At 50.4% G+C, this 24362-nt stretch carries 26 protein-coding genes and 1 pseudogene; 11 read left to right on the top strand and 16 right to left on the bottom strand.

Going from position 1 to position 24362, the window contains the following annotated elements:
* Positions 1-9 precede the first annotated feature (9 nt).
* Positions 10-513, bottom strand: coding sequence for a hypothetical protein (locus OGV80_RS15485; protein ID WP_016152758.1), 504 nt, complete (start codon positions 511-513; stop codon positions 10-12).
* A 140-nt stretch (positions 514-653) separates the two neighbouring features.
* On the opposite strand from OGV80_RS15485, the gene OGV80_RS15480 reads away from it, so the two are divergent.
* Positions 654-1049: a YdeI family stress tolerance OB fold protein gene (locus OGV80_RS15480; protein ID WP_016152759.1), complete on the top strand. Its 396-nt coding sequence runs from the start codon at positions 654-656 to the stop codon at positions 1047-1049.
* A gap of 338 nt (positions 1050-1387) precedes the next feature.
* Here the strand turns inward: OGV80_RS15480 and OGV80_RS15475 are convergent.
* From OGV80_RS15475 to rluE, 6 genes and pseudogenes are all read right to left on the bottom strand, one after another.
* Positions 1388-1651 (bottom strand): annotated as a pseudogene (locus OGV80_RS15475) (SOS response-associated peptidase family protein); the annotation flags it as partial.
* A 333-nt stretch (positions 1652-1984) separates the two neighbouring features.
* On the bottom strand, positions 1985-3355 hold the full coding sequence (purB, locus tag OGV80_RS15470) for an adenylosuccinate lyase (protein WP_016153410.1): 1371 nt from the start codon (positions 3353-3355) through the stop codon (positions 1985-1987).
* A 3-nt stretch (positions 3356-3358) separates the two neighbouring features.
* A complete protein-coding gene (hflD, locus tag OGV80_RS15465) occupies positions 3359-4000 on the bottom strand; it encodes a high frequency lysogenization protein HflD (RefSeq protein WP_016153409.1) in 642 nt (213 codons plus the stop codon).
* 34 nt (positions 4001-4034) lie between these two features.
* Positions 4035-5141, bottom strand: coding sequence for a tRNA 2-thiouridine(34) synthase MnmA (gene mnmA / locus OGV80_RS15460; RefSeq protein WP_003832402.1), 1107 nt, complete (start codon positions 5139-5141; stop codon positions 4035-4037).
* A 53-nt stretch (positions 5142-5194) separates the two neighbouring features.
* Positions 5195-5656 (bottom strand): NUDIX hydrolase, encoded by a 462-nt coding sequence (locus OGV80_RS15455; protein ID WP_047411995.1) that lies wholly within the window; start codon positions 5654-5656, stop codon positions 5195-5197.
* A gap of 13 nt (positions 5657-5669) precedes the next feature.
* On the bottom strand, positions 5670-6293 hold the full coding sequence (rluE, locus tag OGV80_RS15450) for a 23S rRNA pseudouridine(2457) synthase RluE (RefSeq protein WP_043015994.1): 624 nt from the start codon (positions 6291-6293) through the stop codon (positions 5670-5672).
* 202 nt (positions 6294-6495) lie between these two features.
* On the opposite strand from rluE, the gene icd reads away from it, so the two are divergent.
* Positions 6496-7746, top strand: a complete 1251-nt coding sequence (icd, locus tag OGV80_RS15445; RefSeq protein ID WP_003030769.1) for an NADP-dependent isocitrate dehydrogenase — start codon at positions 6496-6498, stop codon at positions 7744-7746.
* Between the two features lie 50 nt (positions 7747-7796).
* Here icd and OGV80_RS15440 read toward each other — a convergent pair whose 3' ends face one another.
* Positions 7797-9170: an MFS transporter gene (locus tag OGV80_RS15440; RefSeq protein WP_087050941.1), complete on the bottom strand. Its 1374-nt coding sequence runs from the start codon at positions 9168-9170 to the stop codon at positions 7797-7799.
* 174 nt (positions 9171-9344) lie between these two features.
* Here OGV80_RS15440 and kdgR point away from each other — a divergent pair, with 174 nt between their 5' ends.
* Complete coding sequence (kdgR, locus tag OGV80_RS15435) at positions 9345-10136, top strand: DNA-binding transcriptional regulator KdgR (protein ID WP_286515279.1); 792 nt, start codon at positions 9345-9347, stop codon at positions 10134-10136.
* Between the two features lie 112 nt (positions 10137-10248).
* Here the strand turns inward: kdgR and OGV80_RS15430 are convergent, their stop codons facing one another.
* Positions 10249-10488 (bottom strand): YobH family protein, encoded by a 240-nt coding sequence (locus OGV80_RS15430; RefSeq protein WP_003034975.1) that lies wholly within the window; start codon positions 10486-10488, stop codon positions 10249-10251.
* Positions 10489-10652: 164 nt separating this feature from the next.
* On the opposite strand from OGV80_RS15430, the gene mgrB reads away from it, so the two are divergent.
* From mgrB to rlmA, 6 genes are all read left to right on the top strand, one after another.
* The gene (mgrB, locus tag OGV80_RS15425; protein WP_003034977.1) at positions 10653-10796 is read left to right on the top strand and encodes a PhoP/PhoQ regulatory lipoprotein MgrB; all 144 of its coding nucleotides are present in this window, start codon (positions 10653-10655) and stop codon (positions 10794-10796) included.
* 74 nt (positions 10797-10870) lie between these two features.
* On the top strand, positions 10871-11155 hold the full coding sequence (locus tag OGV80_RS15420; protein ID WP_043016039.1) for a YebO family protein: 285 nt from the start codon (positions 10871-10873) through the stop codon (positions 11153-11155).
* A 635-nt stretch (positions 11156-11790) separates the two neighbouring features.
* Positions 11791-11934, top strand: coding sequence for a DUF2627 domain-containing protein (locus OGV80_RS15415; protein WP_006684179.1), 144 nt, complete (start codon positions 11791-11793; stop codon positions 11932-11934).
* A gap of 12 nt (positions 11935-11946) precedes the next feature.
* On the top strand, positions 11947-12156 hold the full coding sequence (gene cspE, locus OGV80_RS15410; protein ID WP_001062678.1) for a transcription antiterminator/RNA stability regulator CspE: 210 nt from the start codon (positions 11947-11949) through the stop codon (positions 12154-12156).
* 219 nt (positions 12157-12375) lie between these two features.
* Positions 12376-14121, top strand: coding sequence for a peptidoglycan DD-transpeptidase FtsI2/PBP3(PARA) (ftsI2, locus tag OGV80_RS15405; RefSeq protein WP_043016040.1), 1746 nt, complete (start codon positions 12376-12378; stop codon positions 14119-14121).
* A gap of 63 nt (positions 14122-14184) precedes the next feature.
* Positions 14185-14994, top strand: a complete 810-nt coding sequence (gene rlmA, locus OGV80_RS15400) for a 23S rRNA (guanine(745)-N(1))-methyltransferase (RefSeq protein WP_047410564.1) — start codon at positions 14185-14187, stop codon at positions 14992-14994.
* On the opposite strand, the gene mntP is transcribed toward rlmA, so the two are convergent.
* From mntP to manX, 5 genes are all read right to left on the bottom strand, one after another.
* A complete protein-coding gene (gene mntP, locus OGV80_RS15395) occupies positions 14991-15557 on the bottom strand; it encodes a manganese efflux pump MntP (RefSeq protein WP_043016042.1) in 567 nt (188 codons plus the stop codon). The genes rlmA and mntP overlap by 4 nt on opposite strands.
* A gap of 433 nt (positions 15558-15990) precedes the next feature.
* Positions 15991-16449, bottom strand: coding sequence for a DUF986 family protein (locus tag OGV80_RS15390; RefSeq protein ID WP_047410567.1), 459 nt, complete (start codon positions 16447-16449; stop codon positions 15991-15993).
* A 60-nt stretch (positions 16450-16509) separates the two neighbouring features.
* The gene (locus tag OGV80_RS15385; RefSeq protein WP_003833769.1) at positions 16510-17361 is read right to left on the bottom strand and encodes a PTS mannose transporter subunit IID; all 852 of its coding nucleotides are present in this window, start codon (positions 17359-17361) and stop codon (positions 16510-16512) included.
* Between the two features lie 12 nt (positions 17362-17373).
* Entirely contained in the window at positions 17374-18174 is an 801-nt protein-coding gene (locus tag OGV80_RS15380; protein ID WP_003021004.1) for a PTS mannose/fructose/sorbose transporter subunit IIC, read from the bottom strand.
* Between the two features lie 58 nt (positions 18175-18232).
* On the bottom strand, positions 18233-19195 hold the full coding sequence (manX, locus tag OGV80_RS15375; protein WP_005122176.1) for a PTS mannose transporter subunit IIAB: 963 nt from the start codon (positions 19193-19195) through the stop codon (positions 18233-18235).
* Between the two features lie 262 nt (positions 19196-19457).
* Between manX and OGV80_RS24525 the strand changes: the two genes are divergently transcribed.
* Both OGV80_RS24525 and yoaE read left to right on the top strand, forming a co-directional pair.
* Positions 19458-19667, top strand: a complete 210-nt coding sequence (locus OGV80_RS24525; protein ID WP_008785027.1) for a protein YoaL — start codon at positions 19458-19460, stop codon at positions 19665-19667.
* On the top strand, positions 19655-21214 hold the full coding sequence (gene yoaE / locus OGV80_RS15370) for a CNNM family cation transport protein YoaE (protein WP_087052761.1): 1560 nt from the start codon (positions 19655-19657) through the stop codon (positions 21212-21214). The genes OGV80_RS24525 and yoaE overlap by 13 nt, the downstream gene beginning before the upstream one ends.
* 6 nt (positions 21215-21220) lie before the next feature.
* Here yoaE and pdeD read toward each other — a convergent pair whose 3' ends face one another.
* Both pdeD and sdaA read right to left on the bottom strand, forming a co-directional pair.
* Positions 21221-22822, bottom strand: a complete 1602-nt coding sequence (gene pdeD, locus OGV80_RS15365) for a cyclic di-3',5'-guanosine monophosphate phosphodiesterase PdeD (RefSeq protein ID WP_043016045.1) — start codon at positions 22820-22822, stop codon at positions 21221-21223.
* A 130-nt stretch (positions 22823-22952) separates the two neighbouring features.
* On the bottom strand, positions 22953-24317 hold the full coding sequence (gene sdaA / locus OGV80_RS15360) for an L-serine ammonia-lyase (protein ID WP_043016046.1): 1365 nt from the start codon (positions 24315-24317) through the stop codon (positions 22953-22955).
* Positions 24318-24362: the final 45 nt, after the last annotated feature.

The raw sequence follows: 24362 nt of genomic DNA, 5'->3' as shown, positions 1-24362 counted from the left end.
AATGATCTCCTATGGATAAATAAACTGACTGAAACGAATTTCAGGGCCGGAATTTAACTGGATCACACTCATGGCGCTTCCGGGTTTTACTGGTGTAACAAGTAACCAGATTGATATATTTTCTTGTTTTTTATTGGCATTATACACGAGGTACAGATCATCTCCCTTGCTGTACATTCTGTCAGGTAGAGGCCAGATATTTTCTGTTTCATAGAAAGCATTGAAATCTCCACCAATACGATAAATGTTCCCCTCAGAATGTTGACCTGTAGTCGAGATCTTTAATTTAAACTCTGTCTGCAAACGACCAAATCGCTCAAAATCCAGTGTCACTTCTCCGGTAGTATTCTTACTCACGGCATTACTGAAATAACCATCCGAAAAAACACCTAATACCGCCAGGGAAATAATAATGAGTAAAACAGCGAATCCAACCTTATGAAATTTCGACTCAAAATTCAGAAAGTAATGACTTTCTTCAATGCCGGGGACTGTCTGTTTTTTTCTGGGCATGTTTGACCTCTCTGTTTTGCTTGTATCTCGCCAGTTAGATGATTTGTAACGATATTACTTTTTAAGACAGTTCCAGTTTGCCAGATTAAGGAATAGCAACCAGACTTAATAAGTCAAGTTGTTACTGAGGTAAGGACGGAATGAAATTATACGTGATACCATTAATATATTGTTTTTTAATCCCGACAGTTTTCGCTGACGATGACAATGGTGGACTGAAAAAAGATACTGCGCCGCCACCACCACACGCTCTGGATGAGGGGTACCGGGGTACAGAAGATGCGCGAATCATGACGGTTCAACAAGCCAAAAGTATGCATGATGGTGCAACCATCTCCCTGCGCGGGAATCTGATTGATGGTCAAGGTGGAGATAAATTTGTTTTTCGTGACAAAACCGGCAGTATTTATACACTGATTCCACTTTCTGTCTTTGACGGTCGCACGGTAAAACCCGATCAAATGATCAGTATTAACGGCAGTCTTGACACCAAAACGCAACCTCCTGTGGTTCGCGTTAACAGAATACAAAAGTAACATTACTACTGCTCTGCAAATTTCCCGACGCAGAGTAACCCATGCTGGAAGCGTGGTATGGCATACCAGAAGAACTATCCTAAGGTCTGCTTATCGCTCATAGCGGACTTCAGCGGCAGTAAAAGCTTTATCATCGAGGTTTGCCAATAGTGGTAGCGCGTTGAATGCGCCGGCGAAAAACTTGGATTCTTGGCGAAAACTCTTCCCCAAAACTAAAATCAAAGTTTAGATAATCAATGAGTTGTAAAAGGTAGCCACTGGCTGTTTTTGAAAGTAGAAAGCATGATAATTTCAATTATATCAAATGGTAGCTATGAATTTGGCAATGTAATGCTGCGTCACATTGGTTGAGCTAACTGGGGCCCCTGATTTTTCACATTTCCAACGGCACGCGTCACCGCGTGTCGTATAAATTTATCAGCCGGTACGGCACCATCGGCCCGATGAATAAAGCAAGGCTGTTTCTTGTCGTCTTCCTTTTTCCATTCTTACCAGCCATCAGCTAAGCAAATTACACGGCCATGCTGCCAGAGTGGTTTAAACATTCTGCTGATGGTTGCAGTTTCAGAACGTGCATAAATTAGCGGCAGCTTAGACCACCATCGATTGTTAATTTTTGGGGCAAATTTGGGGGCAAAAATCAGTTCGGGGCATGATTTGGGGCGATGAAATGACTCACATTGCCCGAAATTGTCCAAGGCGATTTTTCATTAACTGATTGATTTTATGGTAATTGACTGTAATTGCTAAATTTACAAAATCAATTTTATAGTCTAACGCTGATTATGTGGCTGTGGGGATAAACATTTAATAAACCGCGGGAAGGGATAATGTTCCGGGCGATAAAAAGCCGGAGGCGCTGACGCTTTTCCGGCTTGCATACGACATAAACTGATGGCCGGAACAGGCGCAATTGCCCTCCGGCGTATTACAGATTACTTAAGTTCATCAACCATTGTGACGGCGCGACCAATGTAATTGGCTGGCGTCATTGCTTTCAGGCGCGTTTTCTCGTCTTCCGGCAAAGCCAGACCGTCGATAAACTGCTTCATACCTTCGGCGTCAACGCGTTTGCCGCGGGTCAGTTCTTTCAGTTTCTCGTATGGCTTTTCAATACCATAGCGACGCATCACGGTCTGGATTGGCTCAGCCAGAACTTCCCAGTTATGGTCCAGTTCATCCAGCAGATGATCGCGGTTCACTTCCAGTTTGCTCACACCCTTCAGCGTGGACTGATAGGCGATCAGCGCATAGCCAATACCGACGCCCAGGTTGCGCAAAACGGTAGAGTCCGTCAGGTCACGCTGCCAGCGGGAAACCGGCAGTTTGCTCGCCAGATGCTGCAGTACCGCGTTAGACAGCCCCAGATTTCCTTCGGAGTTTTCGAAATCGATTGGGTTCACCTTGTGCGGCATAGTGGAGGAACCAATTTCACCCGCGATGGTTTTCTGTTTGAAATGGTTCAGCGCCACGTAACCCCAGACATCGCGGTCGAAGTCGATCAGGATGGTGTTGAAACGGGCGATGCAATCAAACAGCTCGGCAATGTAGTCGTGCGGCTCGATCTGAGTCGTGTATGGGTTCCACTGGATACCCAGCGAGGTGACAAACTCCTCGCTGAACTGATGCCAGTCTACTTCCGGGTAAGCGGCAATGTGGGCGTTATAGTTACCCACGGCACCGTTGATTTTACCAAGAATTTCAACCTGGTTGAGCTGGCGATACTGGCGCTCCATACGGTAAGCCACGTTAGCCATTTCTTTGCCCAACGTTGACGGGGTGGCTGGCTGACCATGGGTACGGGAGAGCAGGGGAATATCGCGATATTGTACGGACAGATCTTTCACCGCGTCGATAAGCTTACGCCAGTACGGCAGAACCACTTCGTCACGGGCAGTTTTCAGCATCAGCGCGTGAGACAGGTTGTTGATGTCTTCTGAGGTACACGCGAAGTGGATGAACTCGGAAACGGCGTGCAGTTCCGGGATATCCGCCACTTTCTCTTTCAGGAAATACTCAACTGCCTTCACGTCATGGTTAGTCGTACGCTCAATGGTTTTGATGCGCGCTGCATCTTCTTCATTGAAGTTAGCGACGATCGCATCAAGGAAACCGATTGCGTCGGCAGCAAAAGCAGGAACTTCCTTGATCGCTGCGTGCGCGGCCAGTTTTTGCAGCCAGCGTACTTCAACCTGTACACGGAATTTCAGCAAACCGTATTCGCTGAAAATCCCGCGCAGCGCGCTGACTTTATCGCCGTAGCGTCCATCGACAGGGGAAACGGCGGTCAGTGAGGATAATTCCATAGATCACAACTCCGGGGTTAAATGAGCAAGAATTTGTTTTGCCTGAGTCGTCAGGCGATTACGAGAAAACATGAGTTGCAGACGGCCTCCACCAACCTGATGCCAGAGCACGGCAGCACGGATACCAGCCAGCAGCGAAGCGCGTACTTTAGCCTGAACCTGTGGGCTCTGAAGGATTGCCGGGGAGCCCGTAACCTGAATACGCGGGCCGAGTGGGCTGATGACGTCAACATAAATGCCTGCCATCGCACTCATCAACGTTTCAGACTGCAAGTCAAAATGGTCCAGCTGGCGCTGCAAACCGTTGATACGGTCTCCCAGCGTGTCCATAGCGCCTTTAGCGGCTGAGAGCTTACGCTCCAGCACCATCAGGCTTAACGTGTAGCGGGTGAGTTCCGCGTTCAGCCCCTGACGACTACTGGCATTGAGCACGCCGAGCATCGTTTCCAGACCTAAACGCAGGTTGGCCTCGCTACCGCCAAACACGCCCAGCGTAGAGCTGGGATTCATGTCGATGACACTGTTCAGTGAAACGTGTAATGCATCGGCATCACAATGCCCCTGGTGCGCCAGTTCTTGTACCAGGCGTGCCGACTGGCAAATACCTGCCAGGGCGAGGGTGATGTCATAATAATTCTTTGCCACGTTCACTGCTTCCTTGTATCAGATGTGTAAGTAATTATACCGGCAGAGGCAATCGTTGTTCGATAATGCCGCCGCCGAGGCACACTTCACCATTGTAAAAGACAGCCGACTGACCCGGCGTTACCGCCGCGACTGGCTCGTCGAAAATGACTTCAATACGCTCAGCATCCAGCGCTTTAACGGTGCACGGAATATCGGTCTGACGATAGCGGGTTTTCACCGTGCAGCGCATTGTGCCGGTGAACGGTTCGCGATCAACCCAATGCAGCTGTTGTGCCACCAGGCCGACGGACATCAGGCGCGGGTGTTCATGACCCTGAGCAACCACCAGAATGTTGTTCTCAACGTCTTTATCCACCACATACCACGGATCTTCCGTACCTTCTTTCGTCCCACCAATGCCCAGCCCTTTACGCTGACCCAGAGTGTGGTACATCAACCCCTGATGCTGGCCAATTTCTTCGCCATCAACGGTGATAATTTTGCCTGGCTGAGCAGGCAGGTAACGACCAAGAAACTCGCGGAACTTACGTTCGCCAATGAAGCAGATGCCGGTGGAGTCTTTTTTCTTGGCCGTAATCAGACCGAGGTCTTCGGCAATTTTACGCACCTGTGGTTTTTCCAGTTCACCTACCGGGAACAGGCTTTGCGCGATTTGCTCATGGCCGAGCGTGTAGAGGAAATAGCTCTGGTCCTTGTTGCCATCCAGCCCACGCAGCAGGCGGCTTTTGCCGTCGACGTCGGCGCGGCGCACGTAGTGACCGGTGGCGATGTAATCGGCACCTAAATCTTCGGCGGCAAACTCGAGGAAGGCTTTAAACTTGATTTCTTTATTGCACAGAATATCCGGGTTCGGCGTACGGCCCGCTTTGTACTCTTCAAGGAACAGTTCAAAGACGTTGTCCCAGTATTCTGCGGCAAAGTTGACGGTATGCAGTTCAATGCCGAGTTTGTCACAGACCGCCTGCGCATCCGCAAGATCGGCAGCCGCTGTGCAATATTCCTCGCCATCGTCCTCTTCCCAGTTCTTCATGAACAGGCCTTCTACCTGATAACCCTGTTGTTGCAACAGCCAGGCAGAAACGGAGGAATCGACACCGCCGGACATGCCGACGATCACTTTTTTTGGGCTTTCAGACATAGGAATACTCACGACATTGAACTTCAAGGCGGCATATTCTAGCACGCAGCCCTTTACTTGACACCCTCTGTAAACGGCCAGTTAAATTCGCCAATCATTGCCAGTGGATAGCGCTGTCCGCTCTGATAACAGAGAATGCTCTCGGCAACCAGCGGCGAGCGCAGGTTTGGTGCTGAAAGAATCTCTTCCGCGCTGACCCAGCGACAGCAATCTATATCGTTGTCATGAGGTTCAGTAGCGCACATATTGGCAAGCTCGATAGAAAACAGAAAACGTAAAAAGGGCGTTTTGTCTGGTGCAATCCATTGATGCATTCGAATGAAATGTTGTGGCTGTGCTTTGATACCTGTCTCTTCCCACAGCTCGCGAGCGGCGGCTTGCACTAAAGTTTCATCCGCTTCCAGGTGCCCGGCAGGTTGATTCCACAGGGCTTTGCCATTGATTGTTTCCTCAACGACTAAAAATTTGTCTTCTGCATGCACAATGCAGGCGACCGTAACGTGTGGTTTGAACATACCTGTTCCTTATTCAGTTAGTTGCATCCCGCCACTCGCCATTGGCGAGATTGTCCAGCGTGTAATCTCCCATGGCATAGCGGATAAGGCGCAGCGTAGGAAATCCAACATGTGCTGTCATACGACGTACCTGGCGATTGCGGCCTTCATATAAAGTCACTTTCAGCCAACGGGTGGGGATATTTTTCCTCTCCCGAATAGGCGGGTTTCTCGGCCATAGCCATGTGGGTTCTTCTACCACCTCAATGCCAGCAGGCAGCGTGGGGCCATCATTGAGCGTCACGCCAGTGCGCAGGGCTTCCAGCGCTTCGGGCGTAGGTTCTCCCTCAACCTGAACGTAATAAATCTTCCCCGTGCGCTTGCCGGGTTGCGTTAACCGCGCCTGCAGCGCGCCGTCATTGGTCAGCACCAAAAGACCTTCACTGTCTCGATCGAGTCGGCCAGCGGCATAGATTCCTGGTACGGGAATGAAATCTTTTAACGTGCTTCTGCCTGCCTCGTCAGTAAATTGTGGCAAAACATCGTAGGGTTTATTGAACAAAACCACGCGTTTTGGCTGGTTTTCTTTACGCTGCTTAGTGACTTGTCGTGAGCTGAATCGCTCAACCCGGTGATTTCTAAAAGAAGTTTTTTGCATGGTATTTTCAGATTATATCAATTGCCGCATTATAGCCTAAGAACGAGTGTCTTTCATGGCGGCGAACAATAGGGTAGTATTGACACGCTCATTACAAATCATTAACAAAAAGTTGCTCTAACGCATCCGTGTAGCAGGACGCAAACGCACATGCAGCGTGATGACAGACGAGCAGAACCAGAAGCGCTCGAAGGAGAGGTGAATGGAAAGCAAAGTAGTTGTTCCGGCGGAAGGTAAGAAGATCACCCTGCAAAACGGCAAACTCAACGTTCCTGAAAATCCGATTATCCCGTTCATTGAAGGCGACGGTATCGGCGTTGATGTAACCCCACCGATGATCAAAGTTGTCGATGCTGCTGTCGAGAAAGCCTATAAAGGCGAGCGTAAAATCTCCTGGATGGAAATCTACACCGGCGAGAAATCCACTCAGGTTTATGGCCAGGACGTCTGGCTGCCTGCTGAAACCCTTGATCTGATTCGTGAATATCGTGTTGCCATCAAAGGCCCTCTGACCACACCAGTTGGCGGCGGTATTCGCTCTCTGAACGTTGCCCTGCGTCAGGAACTTGACCTGTATGTCTGCCTGCGCCCGGTGCGTTATTACCAGGGCACGCCTAGCCCGGTTAAACATCCTGAACTGACCGACATGGTCATCTTCCGTGAAAACTCCGAAGATATCTACGCAGGTATCGAGTGGAAAGCGGACTCTGCCGATGCCGAGAAAGTGATTAAATTCCTGCGCGAAGAGATGGGCGTGAAGAAAATCCGCTTCCCGGAACATTGCGGTATCGGTATTAAACCGTGTTCTGAAGAAGGGACTAAACGTCTGGTTCGTGCAGCGATCGAATACGCCATCGCTAACGATCGTGATTCTGTTACCCTGGTACACAAAGGTAACATTATGAAGTTCACCGAAGGCGCGTTCAAAGACTGGGGTTACCAGTTAGCGCGTGAAGAATTCGGTGGTGAACTGATCGACGGCGGTCCATGGGTGAAAATCAAGAACCCGAAAACCGGTAAAGAGATCGTGGTGAAGGACGTTATCGCAGATGCTTTCCTGCAACAGATCCTGCTGCGTCCGGCTGAATATGACGTGATTGCCTGTATGAACCTGAACGGCGACTACATCTCCGATGCGCTGGCCGCACAGGTTGGTGGTATTGGTATCGCACCGGGTGCGAACATCGGTGACGAATGCGCACTGTTCGAAGCAACCCACGGTACTGCACCGAAGTATGCAGGTCAGGATAAAGTGAACCCAGGTTCCATCATTCTGTCCGCTGAAATGATGCTGCGCCACATGGGTTGGGTTGAAGCGGCTGACCTGATCGTTAAAGGTATGGAAGGCGCGATTAACGCCAAGACCGTAACCTATGACTTCGAACGTCTGATGGACGGCGCTAAGCTGCTGAAATGTTCAGAGTTTGGTGACGCGATCATCGAAAACATGTAATCCAGATCCTGGGTTGTATGAGAACGGGAACCGAGTGGTTCCCGTTTTTTTTATGCCTTAACTCGCGGTTGCGTAATACGTAAGCCGCTCACGATTGCTGCCAGCGAGGCCAGAATGCCAGCGGTTATCAGCGAGACGTGCGTGCCACTGTCGCCAAACTGGTTTAGCATCAGCGCGACCAGTGCGGCTCCGGTACTCTGACCCAGCAAGCGCGCCGTCCCCAGCATACCGCTCGCACCACCGCTGCGTTCACGCGGCGCGGAGGTGATAATGGTGTGGTTATTCGGTGACTGAAACAAGCCAAAACCCGCGCCGCACAGTATCATCGGCCAGATGATATTAACATCCGAGGGAGAAGCGGGCAGCAGCACCAGCGAAAACAGCCCGCTTGCCATTACCGCCATGCCCAACGCGCCCAATAGTCCGGCGTGAACGCGTTCAATCAGATATCCCGCCAGCGGAGCCATCACCATGGTTGCCAGTGGCCATGGCGTCAGTAGCAGCCCCGTTTCAACCTCGCTGCGGCCAAGTACCGTTTGCATAAAGAAGGGCAGGGAAACCAATGCCAGCATTTGTGCGCTGAAGGAACATATCGAGGTACAGATCGAGAGTGAAAACAGTGGAATGCGTAGCAGATCAACCGGCAATAACGGAACCGGCAGCGCAAGCTGACGGCGGATGAAGAAATAACCCACCACGATAAGCGCCACAAGTTCGGCGCCAATCAGTTTTAGCGACTGCCCTTGTGCAAACCCGCTGAGCGCGGTGATTAGTAAGCCAAACGTTAAGGCATTCATGACCGCACTTGGCAGATCAAAGCGTGGTTTATTACCGCGGGACGCATTGGGTGGCAAAAAACGCATAGCCAGCAGCAGGGCGATTATTCCCAGCGGGACGTTGATCAGAAACAGCCATTTCCACGAGCCAACAGAGAGAATTGCTGCGGCAATGGTCGGACCCGCTGCCGAAGAGACCGCGACAATAAAGGAGTTGATCCCCATTCCTCGTCCAAGCTGACGCTGAGGATAAATGAGTCGGATCAATGCCGTATTGACGCTCATCAGCGCCGCGCCGCCAAAACCCTGAGCGACGCGCGCCAGTGTCAGCATGTGCAGCGAATCTGACAAAGCACAGAATAGCGATGCCAGCAGGAACACGACCAGGCCGCACTTATAAATGCGCCGGTAACCGAACATATCACCTAAAAAAGAGAACGACAGGAGCGAAACCACGATCGCGATTTGATAGGCGTTCACGATCCAGATTGAGCTGGCTGGTGAGGCCTGAAGATCGGCTGCGATAGTTGGCAGGGCTACGTTCGCGATTGCGCCGTCGAGCACTGCCATAGAGATGCCAATAACAATGGTTAAAATTGCTCCATATCGCTGGGGCAATGGCAGACCATCGGTCTGAGTTTTTTCCATAGGAAGTCAATATTGTCGGAATTTATGATGAGAATAATAATTTTAGCATTGATATTCAGGCGTTAGGTCGCAGATTTGTAACTAAGTAAGCAAAGAGCGATTGCGAGGGGGGATACGTGAAATTATAATAAAAACCGGTTCTGATTTTTATAAAACACTCGAAAGGGGTGATAAATGGCAATCGCAGATCTGGATAAGCAACCCGATTCTGTATCTTCCGTGCTGAAAGTTTTTGGCATTCTGCAGGCGCTGGGTGAAGAGCGCGAAATTGGTATTACCGAATTGTCGCAACGCGTCATGATGTCGAAAAGCACCGTTTATCGCTTTTTGCAGACCATGAAAACGCTGGGTTATGTGGCACAAGAAGGTGAGTCTGAGAAATACTCGCTGACCCTGAAATTATTCGAGTTGGGCGCGCGCGCGTTGCAAAACGTCGATCTTATCCGTAGTGCTGATATCCAGATGCGCGAACTTTCGCGTCTGACTAAAGAAACAGTACACCTCGGTGCGCTGGATGAAGACAGCATTGTCTACATCCACAAAATCGACTCCATGTACAATCTGCGCATGTATTCCCGCGTTGGTCGTCGTAATCCGCTGTACAGTACGGCTATCGGTAAAGTTCTGCTGGCATGGCGTGACCGCGATGAAGTGAAGCAGATTCTGGATGGCATTGAGTACAAACGTAGTACCAATCGTACCATTACAAATACTGATGAATTGCTGGTATTGCTGGATAAAGTGCGTGAGCAGGGTTACGGCGAAGATAACGAAGAACAGGAAGAAGGCCTGCGCTGCATCGGCGTACCGGTGTTTGACCGTTTCGGCGTGGTGATTGCGGGTCTGAGTATTTCATTCCCTACGCTGCGTTTCTCAGAAGAGCGTTTACACGAGTATGTGGCGATGTTGCATACGGCGGCGCGCAAGATTTCAGAACAAATGGGCTATAACGACTATCCGTTCTAATCTGACGTAATCGCGAATGCTAAAAACCCCAGGTATTTTGTACCCGGGGTTTTTTGTGAACAGTCATAACGTTACCAGGCGTAAATAACGTATCGAATGTATTGCTGCGATATTAACCGTTATCGATTATGACCGTGCTTTTCCTGAGCAGGGGACAATCCGACAGGCCAATGATACCACTATTGGTGTGGACGTATTGTGCGGTGCTGGTTCCGCGGGCGGTCAGATATTGGCATTGCAGGCCCAGACCGGCAGCATTCTCTTTACTTCCAATTAAAATTCCATAGCCGCTCAGTAATAAACCGATCCAAACCAGAGCTAACAACACAATAGCGCGGATAATCAGACGCATTACAACCTCTTATCTTTTCTCGTTATTCTTAGATTAGCCTGTACACGGGATGAAACAAGTCAATCATTCCTAAAAAGATTGAATGCCGATACAGTTAACGCTGGGTTTAGGTAACGCATGATAATTTATAGACATAAGATGTAGGGTTGAAGAGTGGAGCTGGAGTGAAAAAAATTCGCTGGGTAGTGCTGATTGTTGTTGTGCTGGTATGCATACTGATGTGGGCGCAGGTGTTCAACATCATGTGCGATCAGGACGTACAATTTTTCAGTGGTATTTGTGCCATCAATAAATTTATTCCCTGGTAAGCGCATTTTCGCAACAGTTGATTACCTTCTTGTGCGGCAGTGGTAAACTACACTGTCTACATTGAGGTGGTGAAATGAACGAAGTTTTGAATTCTGGCGCGTTAAGTTTTGCGTCTTTAGCGGTATCGGTGGTGGTTCTGATTGTCGGGCTTGTTCTTTGGTTTTTCATCAATCGGGCAAGTTCGCGTACTAACGAGCAGATTGAGCTGCTTGAGGCATTGTTAGATCAGCAAAAAAGACAGAATGCTTTACTCCGTCGCCTTTGTGAAGCTAATGAACCTGAGAAAGCTGCAGAGCCTACCGCAGAGCCCGCCAGGGATGAAGACGATGACATCATCCGCCTGGTAGCTGAGCGGTAAAAAAGTCTGGCAGGATGAGGTACTGCTGATGTTGTTCTCAGTTGCTTCATCCTGTCATCAGTGCGTCAGACTATTTTCTTCTACCCTCGTCCTGCAATTAGCGGTCGGACCGGTATGTATTCTCAGTATTTTCAGATGCTCCGACTAATTAATATCTTATCCCCGGTCTGATATAAATATAATCTCCCATACGTTAAAAATATGATTATGTCATTTTTGTGATAACGATCGTCTTATTAACAGCGAAACGTTTCTCTTACTTTTTTTGTGCCTTGTCATCATTCTTTCATTATTTTGGTGCAAAACCAGAAGGCGGATCTCATTTTTACGCTTGTGACATTTTATGCATTACTAAGCATAAAAAATGATATCTGGCAGAACCCATAACAGATAACCTGGAACAACCGAAGCTATTGAGCTATGGTAGAAATGTCCCAGCGTTGGCGCAAGCCAGGCGGGGGAAGAGGGGAGGCGCGTGAATATATCTCTTCTCGAGATGGCGCATAACTGTGCAGTTGCTGTTTGATGAACGACGGGATTTGTGCGACCGATCGAGACACGTTTAAAAATGGCTTGCCATTATTTACGTTGTATGTGATAACACGTTTTGGGTTAAACGAGGTACAGTTCTGTTTATGTGTGGCATTTTCAGTAAAGAAGTCCTGAGTAAACACGTTGACGTTGAATACCGCTTCTCTGCCGAACCTTATATTAGTGCCTCAAGCAGTAATGTCTCAGTTTTATCTATGTTATGCCCGCGGGCGAAGAAAATACTCTAAGGAATTTTGCAAATGGCAAAGATTAAAGGTCAAGTTAAGTGGTTCAACGAGTCTAAAGGTTTTGGCTTCATTACTCCGGCTGATGGCAGCAAAGACGTGTTCGTACACTTCTCCGCTATCCAGGGTAACGGCTTCAAAACTCTGGCTGAAGGCCAGAACGTTGAGTTCGAAATTCAGGACGGCCAGAAAGGTCCGGCTGCTGTTAACGTAACAGCTATCTGATCGATACCACTGATTTGAAGCGCTCAGGCGCAACCAATTCAGATATAAAGCCTCGCTTATGCGGGGCTTTTTAATTCAAATTACGTCAAAATATTACTGAATGACCATCCATTAGCGCTTTGTTGCAAAGGCGTGATGTTCGTAGCATAGTTTTCCCCGCTTTCTTACGGCATTTCCCGTTAAATCAGTCACCTGAAAAACTATCATGCGGGAGTCCAGGTGAAAAAGAAAAACGACATAGATGCGCGCAATTTTACTCCCGTCCGTTTTGCCCTGCTTTGCGTGGCAATATTATTGAGTCTTGGATTGCTGCTGGGTCGGGTTGCGTGGCTGCAAATTGTTACGCCGACGAATCTGGTCAAACAGGAAGACATGCGTTCCTTACGTGAGGTGTCCATCGCTTCGCCACGCGGAATGATTACCGACAGAGAAGGGCGACCGCTGGCAGTTAGCGTTCCGGTTAACGCCGTCTGGGCCGACCCGAAGACGATCGTTAGCAAGGGTGGTGTTGGCTATAACGAACGCTGGCAAGCGTTAGCAAAGACGCTGCATATTTCGCTCACCACGCTGGCTGAACGCGTTAACAGCAATCCGGCCGGGCGGTTTATCTACCTGGCGCGTCAAATCTCTCCTCAGCAGGCTGAATGGGTCGATAAACTGGATCTACCAGGGATCAATCTGCGTGAAGAGTCCCGCCGCTTTTATCCCGCCGGACATGTTGCAGCTAATCTGATTGGTTTCACCAACATTGACGGGCAGGGTATTGAAGGGCTGGAGAAAAGCTTCAATAGCCAACTGATGGGCAAACCCGGCTCCCGCCTGGTACGGAAAGACAAATTTGGCCATGTCATCGAAAATATCACCGAAGTGATGCCGGTACCGGCGCATGAATTACAGCTCAGCATTGATGAGCGTTTGCAGACGGTTACTGAAGACGCGCTGGATAATGCCGTAACGTGGAATAAGGCGGAATCCGGGGCCGCTGTTCTGGTCAATATTGCCACCGGCGAAATACTGTCCATGGCAAGCTTTCCCGACTTCAATCCCAATAACCGTGATGGTGCGGTCCTGGATGATTTTCGTAACCGTGCAATTAGCGACACCTTCGAACCCGGCTCAACCGTTAAGCCTCTGGTGATCATGACCGCTCTACAGCAGGGGATTGTGCAACCGGACAGCGTGATTGATACCCATCCTTTTAACGTTGATGGACATCGCATCCGCGACGTCGGGTTTTACCCGGAGTTATCCCTGACCGGAATTTTGCAGAAATCCAGCGATACCGGCGTATCACACCTTTCGCTGGCAATGCCGGTACAGAAACTCCTCGATACCTATAAAAGCTTTGGCTTTGGCGATCCAACCGGATTGGGGTTAACCGGGGAAAGTAGCGGTTTAATGCCTCAACGTCGCTACTGGAGCGATCTGGACCGGGCAACTTTCGCATTTGGTTATGGGTTAATGGTGACGCCGCTCCAGCTGGCGCATGTGTATGCCACCATCGGCAGCTTCGGTATTTACCGCCCGCTTTCTATTACGCGTATCGATCCGCCGGTAATAGGTACACGGGTGATGCCGGAGGCGCTGGTTCACCAGGTTGAACATATGATGGAAAGCGTCGCGCTACCTGGTGGCGGGGGAACCAAGGCTGCAGTCAGAGATTATCGCGTAGCGGTTAAGACCGGAACGGCAAAGAAAATTGGCGATGATGGCAAATATGTCGATAAATACGTGGCCTATACGGCGGGCGTCGCGCCAGCGAGCGACCCGAAATTCGCGCTGGTCGTGGTGATTAATAACCCGCAAAACGGTGCATATTATGGGGGGGCAGTCTCCGCGCCTGTATTCAGCCAGATTATGGGCGATGTCCTGCGTCTGGAAAACGTCAAACCGGACGGCATGCCAGCCGACTCCGATCATCTGCTGGTGATGCACGGCAGTAGCGTATCCTCGCCGTCGATGTAAGTTATTTTCCAGGGGCGCGATTCGCGTTACACTTGCGCCCTTAAATCATCAGCCGGAGTTGTCATGTCGTTTTCCTGTCCTCTTTGCCACCAGCCTCTTACACAAGTGAATAACAGTTTTGTCTGCCCGGAGCGGCATCAGTTTGACGTGGCGAAAGAAGGGTATGTCAACTTACTGCCGGTTCAGCATAAGCGATCGCGCGATCCGGGTGACAGCGCTGAGATGATGCAGGCGCGACGGGCATTTCTTGATGCCGGACACTATCAGCCGCTGCGTGATGCTATTGTGGATGCGCTCACACAGAGGCAGATTACAGAAGATGCGGCGATCCTGGATATTGGTTGTGGGGAAGGGTATTACACCCATGCGTTTGCTGATGCGCTGGCGGGCTGTAAAACTTTTGGTCTTGATGTCGCCAAAGTAGCAATTAAAGCCGCGGCCCGACGCTATCCGCAGGTGACCTTTTGCGTTGCCTCCAGCCATCGTCTGCCGTTTGCAGATGAGTCAATGGATGCCATCATCAGGATCTACGCGCCCTGTAAAGCGCAAGAGTTGGCCCGCGTGGTAAAACCGGGTGGATGGGTAATTACCGCCACGCCGGGTCCGCGTCATTTGATGGAGCTGAAAGGGCTGATTTATGATGAGGTGCGGTTGCATGCGCCACACGCAGAGCAACTGGACGGTTTTGTGCTGCAACAGAGTATTGCGCTGGGGTATCAGATGCAGCTTCAGGGCAGCGAGGCCGTTGCGTTATTGCAAATGACGCCGTTCGCCTGGCGGGCAAAGCCGGAAGTGTGGGAAACGCTAGCGGGTAAAACGAAGTTTGACTGCCAGACTGACTTTAGTATTCATATCTGGCAGCGCCTGAATTAACCGTGGAAGTGTGCCCAGAGGATCTGGGCGCCGATACCAATCAGTACCACCCCGCCTAAAATTTCAGCCCGCTTGCCCAGCATCGGGCCTATGAAACGACCGATCATCATGCCAAGCGTGGACATAATCAACGTGGCGCAGCCGATGGCCAGCGCAGTGGCAATAATGTTGACCTGCAGAAAAGCCAGGCCCACCCCGACAGCCATCGCGTCGAGACTGGTCGCAATGGCAGTGGTGACCAGCAGCCAGAAACCGTGACGGCGCTGCGGCTCTTCATCTTCATCATCGTTGTCACGAAAGCCTTCGATTATCATTCGCCCGCCTAAAAAGATCAGCAGAATGAAGGCGATCCAGTGGTTCCACTCCAGCACGAATTTGCTGGCCAGCATCCCCATGCCCCAGCCAATCAGCGGCGTAAGCGTTTCAACTGCGCCGAATATAAGGCCAGTCCGCAGTGCTTCAGAAAATTTAGGTTTATGCAGGGTGGCGCCTTTGCCAATTGATGCGGCGAAAGCATCCATCGACATGCCGAAAGCAAGAAGAACGGTAGCGGTGAGATTCATAACAGCGTCCTGACCGGGGTATCCATAAAACACATCACTGCCCCCAGTAACCATGCATACAGGCTGGAATCACTGTGAATACAGCGCCATTCAGATATGCAATGCAGTTGATGTGCCTATGGTCTCGCCTGACGGAACCTGTAAGTTCAGTCCGTACGCGCCACGTTTTTCAACGAGTATGTTGACACGTACATTTCCGGAGTCTGGAAATCGGCTACTCCCCAACGACGGGCGCAACCTTAACATATATTGAGAATATAAAACAAGAAATGGAGAAATAATATTTGACTTCTAATTGAAAACGATTTTCATTTAGATTTATTGATCAATAAAACGTTAAAACAAATAACATTATGAGCGGTGTAATATAGCCTTGGCTATGTTTGTTTTTAAGTTGATATATAAAAAACATAGTTCAGGCTATATTTGTAACTTACTGATTTGAAATTAAAAGTTTATATATTCTCTCGAGATCGTCTATATTTCGTACGCGAATCAGCAATCGTCTATGTTCTAATTGCATCACTAATACACCGTCTTCAGATAAATTCATCTCTTTAATGCGGTTATATTCAATCCAGACGTTGGCGAAGAAAAAACCTTTCTGCTTGAAGATGATTTTGGGTGTACGGATCCAGAACAGATACAACCCCATCAATACCAGAGCACATAATAACCATGTGGTAAATTGCGCGCCATGGCTGGTGACGTTGTTGTAGATAAGAATAGCTACTAAGCCAAGGAAGATAACGCTGTCGACTCTGCTGCGGGGAAGCAGGGCGACAGTCAGCAGAGTGGGGCCATTACGGCGGGGCATGATGAACTGATCGTAAATGGCATACGCCAGCAGCGAAAAGATAAATAGAACCAGCACCAGGTCCGTGATAGTCATGAATCCTCAACCCTCTAAATAGAAAAACCGGGGGCAAGCCCCCGGCGATGTACAACAGTCTTACAGGCCGAGCAGTCCAACAGCGTAGCCCGCGATACCGATGACGAAGAAGCCAACGATGATCCACAGCGGGTTCACTTTCTTACGCAGCAGCCACATACAGGCGAATGTCAGCAGCAGAGGAACCAGACCCGGCATCAGCTGGTCAAGGATAGTCTGCACGGTGGTGACGCGAGTCTGACCATCCTGGCCGGTAATAGTGGAAACCACCAGCGGGATGTTTACGTGCGTCCACTTGTTAACCAATGCCCCCATGACAAACAGGCCGAGGATTGACGCCCCCTCAGTCAGTTTCTGCAGGAAGCCGCCGCCCATATCTTTTACGATATCGACACCTTTACGGTAGCCATATGCCACACCGTAATAACGGGTTGCCAGACGTACCAGGTTAAACAGGATGAAGAACAGCAAAGGCCCAAGCAGACTGCCGCTCATCGCGATCCCTGCGCCGAGTGCGGCGAATACCGGACGAACGGTACCCCAGAAGATCGGGTCACCCACGCCTGCCAGCGGCCCCATCAGACCAACTTTGATACCGTTGATGGCACCATCGTCAATCTCTGCGCCGTTTGCACGCTGTTCTTCCATCGCCAGCGTAACGCCCAGTACTGGAGCGGCTACGTACGGATGGGTGTTAAAGAATTCCAGGTGACGCTTAATAGCCTGCTTACGTGCGTCGTTGTTTTCCGGGTACAAGCGGCGGATAGCCGGCACCATGGAGAAACAGAAACCCAGCGCCTGCATACGTTCGAAGTTCCATGAACCCTGAAACAGGTTAGAACGAATGAACACGCCACGAATGTCACTCGGAGTGAGTTTTTTCTCGGTGGTAGTTTTAGTCATATCAACCATTTCGCTCACCTGCTAGTCCAGTTCGTTATCGAGATCGTTATTGCCAGCCGCAGCAGCAGGTGCACCGGCTACACGGTTATATTTCGGGCTCAGCTGAATGTAGAGGATCGCCATTACTGCGCCAATCACACCCAGAGCAACCAGGTTGAAGTTAGTAAATGCCGCGGTGACGAAGCCAAGGTAGAAGAATGGCATCAGGTAGCCTGCGCGCATCATGTTGATGACCATCGCATAACCGACCACGACGATCATACCGCCTGCGATGTTCAGACCACCGGTCACAACTTCCGGAATGGCGTTAAGCATGCTTTGAACTTCACTGGTACCAACAGAAATCGCCACGATTACCGCCGGAATAGCGATACGCATAGCCTGCAGGAACAGAGAGGACACGTGCAGCCAGGAGAGCGCCGTCAGGTTACCGTTTTCTGCCGCCTTATCCGCCGCGTGCTGGAATGCTACGGTGATAGTACGAACGATGATGGTCAGTACCTGGCCTGCTGCTGCCAGCGGGATAGCCAGCGCGATACCGGCACCGATACTTTGGTGACCCGCGATAACCAGAACGGTAGAGATAATTGAGGCCAGTGCGGCATCAGGCGCAACCGCAGCACCGATGTTCATCCAACCCAGGGCGATCATTTCCAGGGTACCACCGATGATGATACCGGTTTTCATATCCCCGAGAACGGCGCCAATCAGCGTACAGGCCACCAACGGACGGTGGAACTGAAATTCATCGAGTACCGACTCCATACCCGCGATACATGCGACGATGAACACCAGCACAATCTGAAGAGTGGTAATCTCCATTGTACTTCTCCTATTGCTATACAGACTTAAGTGTGAAAACTAAGTAAATGCCAGGGAGTTATTTCGCCTTGGCAATCAAATCCATCATTTTCAGTTTCTGATCGGTAGAAACTTTACGCGCTTCGAGCTCAATACCGCGTTCATTGAGTTTCTTGAAGGCTTCGATGTCTTTTTCATCGACAGAAATTGCGTTGTTTACCTGCGTTTTACCCTGACGGAAAGCCATACCGCCAATGTTTACAGAGGTAATTTTCACACCACCTTCAACGATACGTTCTACGTCGGTAGGGTTGGTGAACAACAGCATCACACGCTCACCTGCATATTTCGGGTTGTTATAGACGCGGATCATTTTTGCGACATCAACCACATGCGCTGTCACACCCGGAGGTGCTACCTGAGTCAGCAGCGTTTTACGCACGGTATCGGCGGCAACTTCATCACTGACGACGATAATGCGTGTTACGTTGGTTTCTTTGGTCCAGCGAGTTGCCACCTGACCATGGATTAAGCGGTCATCAATACGCGCCAGGCCGATCTGCATATAATCGTTCGGACCCATCGGTTTCGCGGGGGCTGCTGCTTTAGGTGCTGCGACTGGGGCAGGAGCGGCTTTTTCCACCGGTTTCGCTTTCAGCGCTTTCACGCCTTCGCTACCGGTTTCAACGGCCAGTGCCACTAATTCATCGAAGCTCGGGTTGTCATCACGCGCCATGAAGGTTTCAACCAGCATGGGAATGTTCACACCGGCGATAACTTCGTAATGCTCTTTATCGACGACAATGCGGCTCGCAGCGTTAAACGGGCTGCCTCCCCATGTGTCAACGAGAAACAGCACGCCTTTACTGGTATCGAGTTTTGCTAACTGAGCGTTGTACTTTTCAATCAGCGTTTCGGCATTTTCGCCTGGAACGAAATCGATCCAGCCGACGTTTTCCTGCTCGCCTAACAGCATTTCTGCCGTCTTAAGTAACTGCTCTGCAGCCCAACCATGTGTGCCTATTACAATAGCAATGGTCACTTGCTACCTCCTTTATTATCGTTAACACATCAACGTGAAGATGTATTTGAATCGTCGTCCGCAATCGAATCGATTCAGATAAGGGTTACAAAGAAAAACCTATGATTTTCGTGAATTATTTTAGATATCGAAAAAAATATTTTATGTGATGAAGATCCGTAATTTAACTTCCGATGAAAAGAAATTTCGAAGGGTAAAATATCTCCGAAACAACTTATTGCAAAGGAAGGTAAATCTTTGCTAAAAACCGGTTGTCTCTGTTATGTTTAGCATCTGTTTAATTACTCAGGAGTATAGGGCAGTAGCCCACCATATGGATCGTCACCGACGTCATTTCACCTTCAGGCCGTATCAAGCCTGTCAGATTGGCACTTTTTGCCACAAATTTTCTCTGCATATCGCTTTAACGCCTGAGATCCTCAGCGCGCAGTTTGGTCATTCCTTAAGCAGGAGCTTGTCATGGAATTATTAATGGACCCGCAGATTTGGGTGGGTTTGCTCACGCTTGTCGTTCTCGAAATTGTTCTGGGTATTGATAACCTGGTCTTCATTGCGATCCTGGCTGATAAGCTGCCGCCGAAACAGCGAGATAAAGCGCGTTTAATCGGTTTGTCACTGGCACTGATTATGCGTCTGGGCTTGTTGTCCGTGATTTCGTGGATGGTGACGCTGACAAAGCCGCTGTTTACGGTAATGGACTATGCGTTCTCGGGGCGCGATCTGATTATGCTGCTGGGGGGTATCTTCCTCTTGTTCAAGGCTACGACAGAGCTGCATGAGCGGCTGGAAAACCGTGAACATGATACCGGGCAGACGAAAGGGTATGCGAGCTTTTGGGTTGTCGTCACGCAGATTGTCATCCTCGATGCCGTGTTCTCGCTGGATGCGGTGATTACGGCGGTCGGTATGGTCAACCATCTGCCAGTGATGATGGCGGCAGTAGTGATTGCCATGGCCGTGATGCTGTTGGCCTCTAAGCCGCTGACCCGATTTGTGAACCAACACCCGACGGTGGTGGTGCTGTGTTTGAGCTTCCTGTTGATGATCGGTCTGAGCCTGGTTGCCGAAGGGTTTGGCTTCCACATTCCGAAAGGCTATCTGTACGCGGCGATTGGTTTCTCGATCATCATTGAGCTGTTTAACCAGATTGCCCGTCGTAACTTTATTCGTCACCAGTCAACGCTGCCATTGCGTGCGCGTACTGCCGATGCCATCCTGCGTCTGATGGGCGGTAAACGCCAGGCCAGCGCGCAGATGGAATCCGACAACCCGGTGCCGGTTCCCGTTTCGGAAGGCGCATTTGTGGAAGAAGAACGCTATATGATCAACGGCGTCCTCTCTCTGGCGTCGCGTTCATTACGTGGCATTATGACGCCGCGGGGTGAAATTAGCTGGGTTGATGCCGACCTGAGCGTGGCGGAAATTCGCGAGCAGTTGCTTTCTTCACCTCACAGCCTGTTCCCGGTATGTCGCGGCGAACTGGACGAAATCATCGGTATTGTGCGTGCTAAAGAGCTGCTGGTGGCGCTGGAAGACGGTGTAGATGTGGCGGCGATTGCCTCTGCGTCTCCGGCTATCGTTGTCCCGGAAACGCTGGATCCAATCAATCTGTTAGGCGTTCTGCGCCGTGCCCGCGGCAGCTTTGTCATCGTCACTAACGAATTTGGTGTCGTGCAGGGGTTGGTTACCCCACTGGACGTGTTAGAAGCTATCGCCGGTGAGTTCCCGGATGCCGATGAAACCCCTGAAATTATTGCTGATGCAGGCGGTTGGTTGGTGAAAGGCGGTACCGATCTGCATGCGTTGCAGCAGGCGCTGGACGTAGATACGTTAGTGAATGAAGATGAAGACATCGCCACGGTGGCAGGTTTAGTCATTGCGGCTAACGGTCATATTCCACGCGTCGGCGATGTTATCGAGGTTGCGCCGCTGAGCATTACGATTGTCGAAGCGAATGACTATCGTGTGGATTTGGTTCGCATTGTTAAAGAACAACCCGCTCACGACGAAGACGAGTAATCGGGTTTAGCGAAACGGCATGACGGGCATACTGTGCCGCCCGTTATGCCGGGTGGGCGGCGGCGTGCTGCCCGCCAGCCATTTTGGAAAATCGCGCAACGGCATCGGCTTCGCATACAAAAAACCTTGCAATAAATGTACGCCGTGTCGGCGCAAATGCTGTGCCTGCGCCTGTGTCTCAACGCCTTCCGCCACCAGTTCAATATTCAGTTTTTTACCCAACGCAATAATGATGTCTGTGACGGTTGAATTCACAGCGTCTGTTCCAATCGCAGAAGTAAATGATTTATCAATCTTCAGCACATCCGGGCGGAGCTTTTCCAGCCAGGAGAGCGAGCTGTTGCCGGTGCCGAAATCATCAATTGCCAGCTTTACGCCCAGCCGATTTAATTCGCGCACTACCCGATAATCCACATCCAGTAACGCATCGCGTTCGGTGAGTTCGATAACCAACTGCTGAATAGGGTGCTGGCTGAACCAGTACTGGTTGAGATCTTTTAGCAGCGTACCATTACGAAAATGGCTGGCGGCAACATTAATTCCAATATGAAACTGGCTGCTCATCGGGAAAACGTGCCGCTGCTGAATGGTTTCTGCGATGACATGACGGGTAAGCGGCACAATCAGGTTGTGCTCCTCAGCGATGGGAATAAAAACTTCGGGAGAGATCCAACCCTGGCGCGGGTTATTCCAGCGTAAAAGGATTTCCACGCCCATGCATTGCTGGGTTTGCGCGTTGAGCAGCGGCTGGCAAAACAGCTCAAATTCCCGTGCCGCAAGGGCCAGATTGATCTCCCAGGAGAAGCTCATTCTGCTGGCGGTTGCCAGCCATGCCAGGTAGCCCACTAATAAACTCAGGATCACTGCCAGCGGAAGCTGTGTTGGCAGATGTTTAATCGCCAGTTCGCTGGCGCCAGGACCGGTGACGCTGATGGTAAAGGGGAAATGCTGCGATGAGAGCTGGTAGCGTTTTTCATTATTCAGTTCAGGGAGCGTATCGACAACACCTTGTCCGTATAGCAAATGGCGATTACCGACGGTTAAGCTGGCATTGGTGATTTGCGGCGGCTGGGGTTCAAGCAGCATCGACGACAATAAATCAATATTAACGATTTCCAGTACGCCATCTTCGCCATCGGCAGAGGATGGATACCATTGCGTCAGAATCGGACTGCCTTTAATCAGCGAATGGTCGGTAGACAGCAGTAGTTGCGGTTCCCGGCTGGGTAATTCAGGCTCCAGTTGACGAACAGGCACATTGCGATAACCAAAAATGCTGGAGCAATAAAGGATCCCGCTTTGAATCAGGCTGATAGAGCGTACCGTTTGTAGCCTGGCAGCATGTTTGCTCAGGGGTAAACGTGCAACTGAGCAGGGGAGACCAATCAACGGCAACAACATATCGCGTCCGGTCTGTAGGGGTAAAAGTATGTCATCCAACTCTTCAACGGCGTGGTTGGCAAAGGTGACGGTATTGTGATGATTTAAATTACGCTCCGAAATAAATCGGACAGCTAATGTGAGGATGAGCGTCAGTAGTGCACATAATGTGCAGACGATTAAGCGATTCCGGCGATAGTTTTTGATGATCCGTTGTGCTGTTTGCATGCGGGCCGCCCGATAAGCCGTTGGTCACAGAAGCCAACAGCAACAGAGCAAGTGTAGTGGGGAAAATTACAGTAGACGAAGGCGAGGGGGCAAAATCGCCCATCCGTCGCAGATGGGCGAAAATTAAGTATTAGTCACACTGAACTTTGATTGCCAGGCCACCGCGTGACGTTTCGCGGTATTTGGCATTCATGTCTTTACCTGTTTCGTACATGGTCTCAATGACTTTATCCAGCGAGACGCGCGGAGCGCTGGTACGGCGCATTGCCATACGCGCAGCGTTGATGGCCTTCACAGAAGCAATGGCATTACGTTCAATGCACGGAACCTGTACCTGGCCGGCAACCGGATCGCAGGTTAAGCCGAGGTTATGTTCCATACCGATTTCGGCAGCAACACACACTTGCTCAGGGCTTGCGCCTAACAGTTCAGCCAGACCAGCGGCAGCCATGGAGCAGGCTACGCCCACTTCACCCTGACAACCGACTTCTGCACCGGAGATAGACGCGTTCATTTTGTACAACGCGCCAATCGCGCCGGCAGCCAGGAAATAACGGGTGTAGATATCCGGGCTGACGGACTCGATGAAATGATCGTAATAGGCCAGTACCGCAGGCACGATTCCGCAGGCACCGTTGGTTGGCGCAGTCACTACGCGACCACCCGCGGCGTTTTCTTCGTTTACGGCCAGCGCGAACATGTTCACCCAGTCGATCACGTTCATCGGATCGTTGGACAGCTTATCACTGGAAACCAGCATACGACGCAAAGCTGAAGCACGACGAGGAACGCGCAGTGGACCCGGCAGTACGCCTTCGGTGTTCATACCGCGATCGATACAGGCCTGCATGGTCTGCCAGACGTTGCCAAAGTACTCTTCGATCTCTTTTTTACTGTGCAGAGCAAGTTCGTTCTGCATCGCCATACCAGAGAGAGACAGGCCGGTGGTGTTACAGTATTCCAGCATTTCAGTGGCGGATTTGAACGGATAAGGCACGCTGACCTCGCCCGCGGCATCCTGACCAAAATGTTCTTCATCAACGATGAATCCGCCGCCGATGGAGTAGTAAGTTTTGCTGTAAATGACGGTTTCGCCATTGTACGCATGGATCTGCATCCCGTTTTCATGCAGCGGCAGGTTGCCATTGTGAAAACGCATCCCGTCATTCTGCGGGAAATCCACTTCGTGCTGCCCCTGCGCAAGCAGCAGGCGTCCACGCGTTTCTACGTCGCGGATAAATCCGGGGATGCTGTCAATATCCACGGTAGCAGGTTCATTGCCTGCCAGACCCATAATAATGGCGATATCGGTGTGGTGACCTTTACCCGTGAGCGACAATGAACCATACACGTCGACGGCGACACGAGTAACGCTGTCCAGTAATCCTTTTTCGACCAGGTCATCGACGAACTGTTTACCCGCCTTCATAGGCCCTACGGTATGGGAAGATGAGGGACCAATCCCCACCTTAAACATGTCGAATAGACTAATCACGATAATACTCCTACAGGGCGACTGGGGTTTCCAGTAACGATGTTA

The organism is Citrobacter sp. Ce119 (assembly GCF_030334525.1).
GTDB lineage: Bacteria > Pseudomonadota > Gammaproteobacteria > Enterobacterales > Enterobacteriaceae > Citrobacter > Citrobacter europaeus.
This window is presented reverse-complemented; position numbering and strand designations above follow the sequence as displayed.

Excerpts from the sequence above, each read along its gene's own strand:
- OGV80_RS15430 (WP_003034975.1), bottom strand. The coding sequence starts at position 10,488 with ATGCGTCTGATTATCCGCGCTATTGTGTTGTTAGCTCTGGTTTGGATC.
- rlmA (WP_047410564.1), top strand. The coding sequence starts at position 14,185 with ATGTCGTTTTCCTGTCCTCTTTGCCACCAGCCTCTTACACAAGTGAAT.
- mntP (WP_043016042.1), bottom strand. The coding sequence starts at position 15,557 with ATGAATCTCACCGCTACCGTTCTTCTTGCTTTCGGCATGTCGATGGAT.
- OGV80_RS15390 (WP_047410567.1), bottom strand. The coding sequence starts at position 16,449 with ATGACTATCACGGACCTGGTGCTGGTTCTATTTATCTTTTCGCTGCTG.
- rluE (WP_043015994.1), bottom strand. The coding sequence starts at position 6,293 with ATGCAAAAAACTTCTTTTAGAAATCACCGGGTTGAGCGATTCAGCTCA.
- purB (WP_016153410.1), bottom strand. The coding sequence starts at position 3,355 with ATGGAATTATCCTCACTGACCGCCGTTTCCCCTGTCGATGGACGCTAC.
- OGV80_RS15420 (WP_043016039.1), top strand. The coding sequence starts at position 10,871 with ATGAACGAAGTTTTGAATTCTGGCGCGTTAAGTTTTGCGTCTTTAGCG.
- OGV80_RS24525 (WP_008785027.1), top strand. The coding sequence starts at position 19,458 with ATGTTTAGCATCTGTTTAATTACTCAGGAGTATAGGGCAGTAGCCCAC.
- kdgR (WP_286515279.1), top strand. The coding sequence starts at position 9,345 with ATGGCAATCGCAGATCTGGATAAGCAACCCGATTCTGTATCTTCCGTG.
- OGV80_RS15455 (WP_047411995.1), bottom strand. The coding sequence starts at position 5,656 with ATGTTCAAACCACACGTTACGGTCGCCTGCATTGTGCATGCAGAAGAC.
- icd (WP_003030769.1), top strand. The coding sequence starts at position 6,496 with ATGGAAAGCAAAGTAGTTGTTCCGGCGGAAGGTAAGAAGATCACCCTG.
- OGV80_RS15380 (WP_003021004.1), bottom strand. The coding sequence starts at position 18,174 with ATGGAGATTACCACTCTTCAGATTGTGCTGGTGTTCATCGTCGCATGT.
- mnmA (WP_003832402.1), bottom strand. The coding sequence starts at position 5,141 with ATGTCTGAAAGCCCAAAAAAAGTGATCGTCGGCATGTCCGGCGGTGTC.
- pdeD (WP_043016045.1), bottom strand. The coding sequence starts at position 22,822 with ATGCAAACAGCACAACGGATCATCAAAAACTATCGCCGGAATCGCTTA.
- OGV80_RS15485 (WP_016152758.1), bottom strand. The coding sequence starts at position 513 with ATGCCCAGAAAAAAACAGACAGTCCCCGGCATTGAAGAAAGTCATTAC.
- OGV80_RS15415 (WP_006684179.1), top strand. The coding sequence starts at position 11,791 with ATGTGTGGCATTTTCAGTAAAGAAGTCCTGAGTAAACACGTTGACGTT.
- yoaE (WP_087052761.1), top strand. The coding sequence starts at position 19,655 with ATGGAATTATTAATGGACCCGCAGATTTGGGTGGGTTTGCTCACGCTT.
- OGV80_RS15440 (WP_087050941.1), bottom strand. The coding sequence starts at position 9,170 with ATGGAAAAAACTCAGACCGATGGTCTGCCATTGCCCCAGCGATATGGA.
- cspE (WP_001062678.1), top strand. The coding sequence starts at position 11,947 with ATGGCAAAGATTAAAGGTCAAGTTAAGTGGTTCAACGAGTCTAAAGGT.
- OGV80_RS15480 (WP_016152759.1), top strand. The coding sequence starts at position 654 with ATGAAATTATACGTGATACCATTAATATATTGTTTTTTAATCCCGACA.
- OGV80_RS15385 (WP_003833769.1), bottom strand. The coding sequence starts at position 17,361 with ATGGTTGATATGACTAAAACTACCACCGAGAAAAAACTCACTCCGAGT.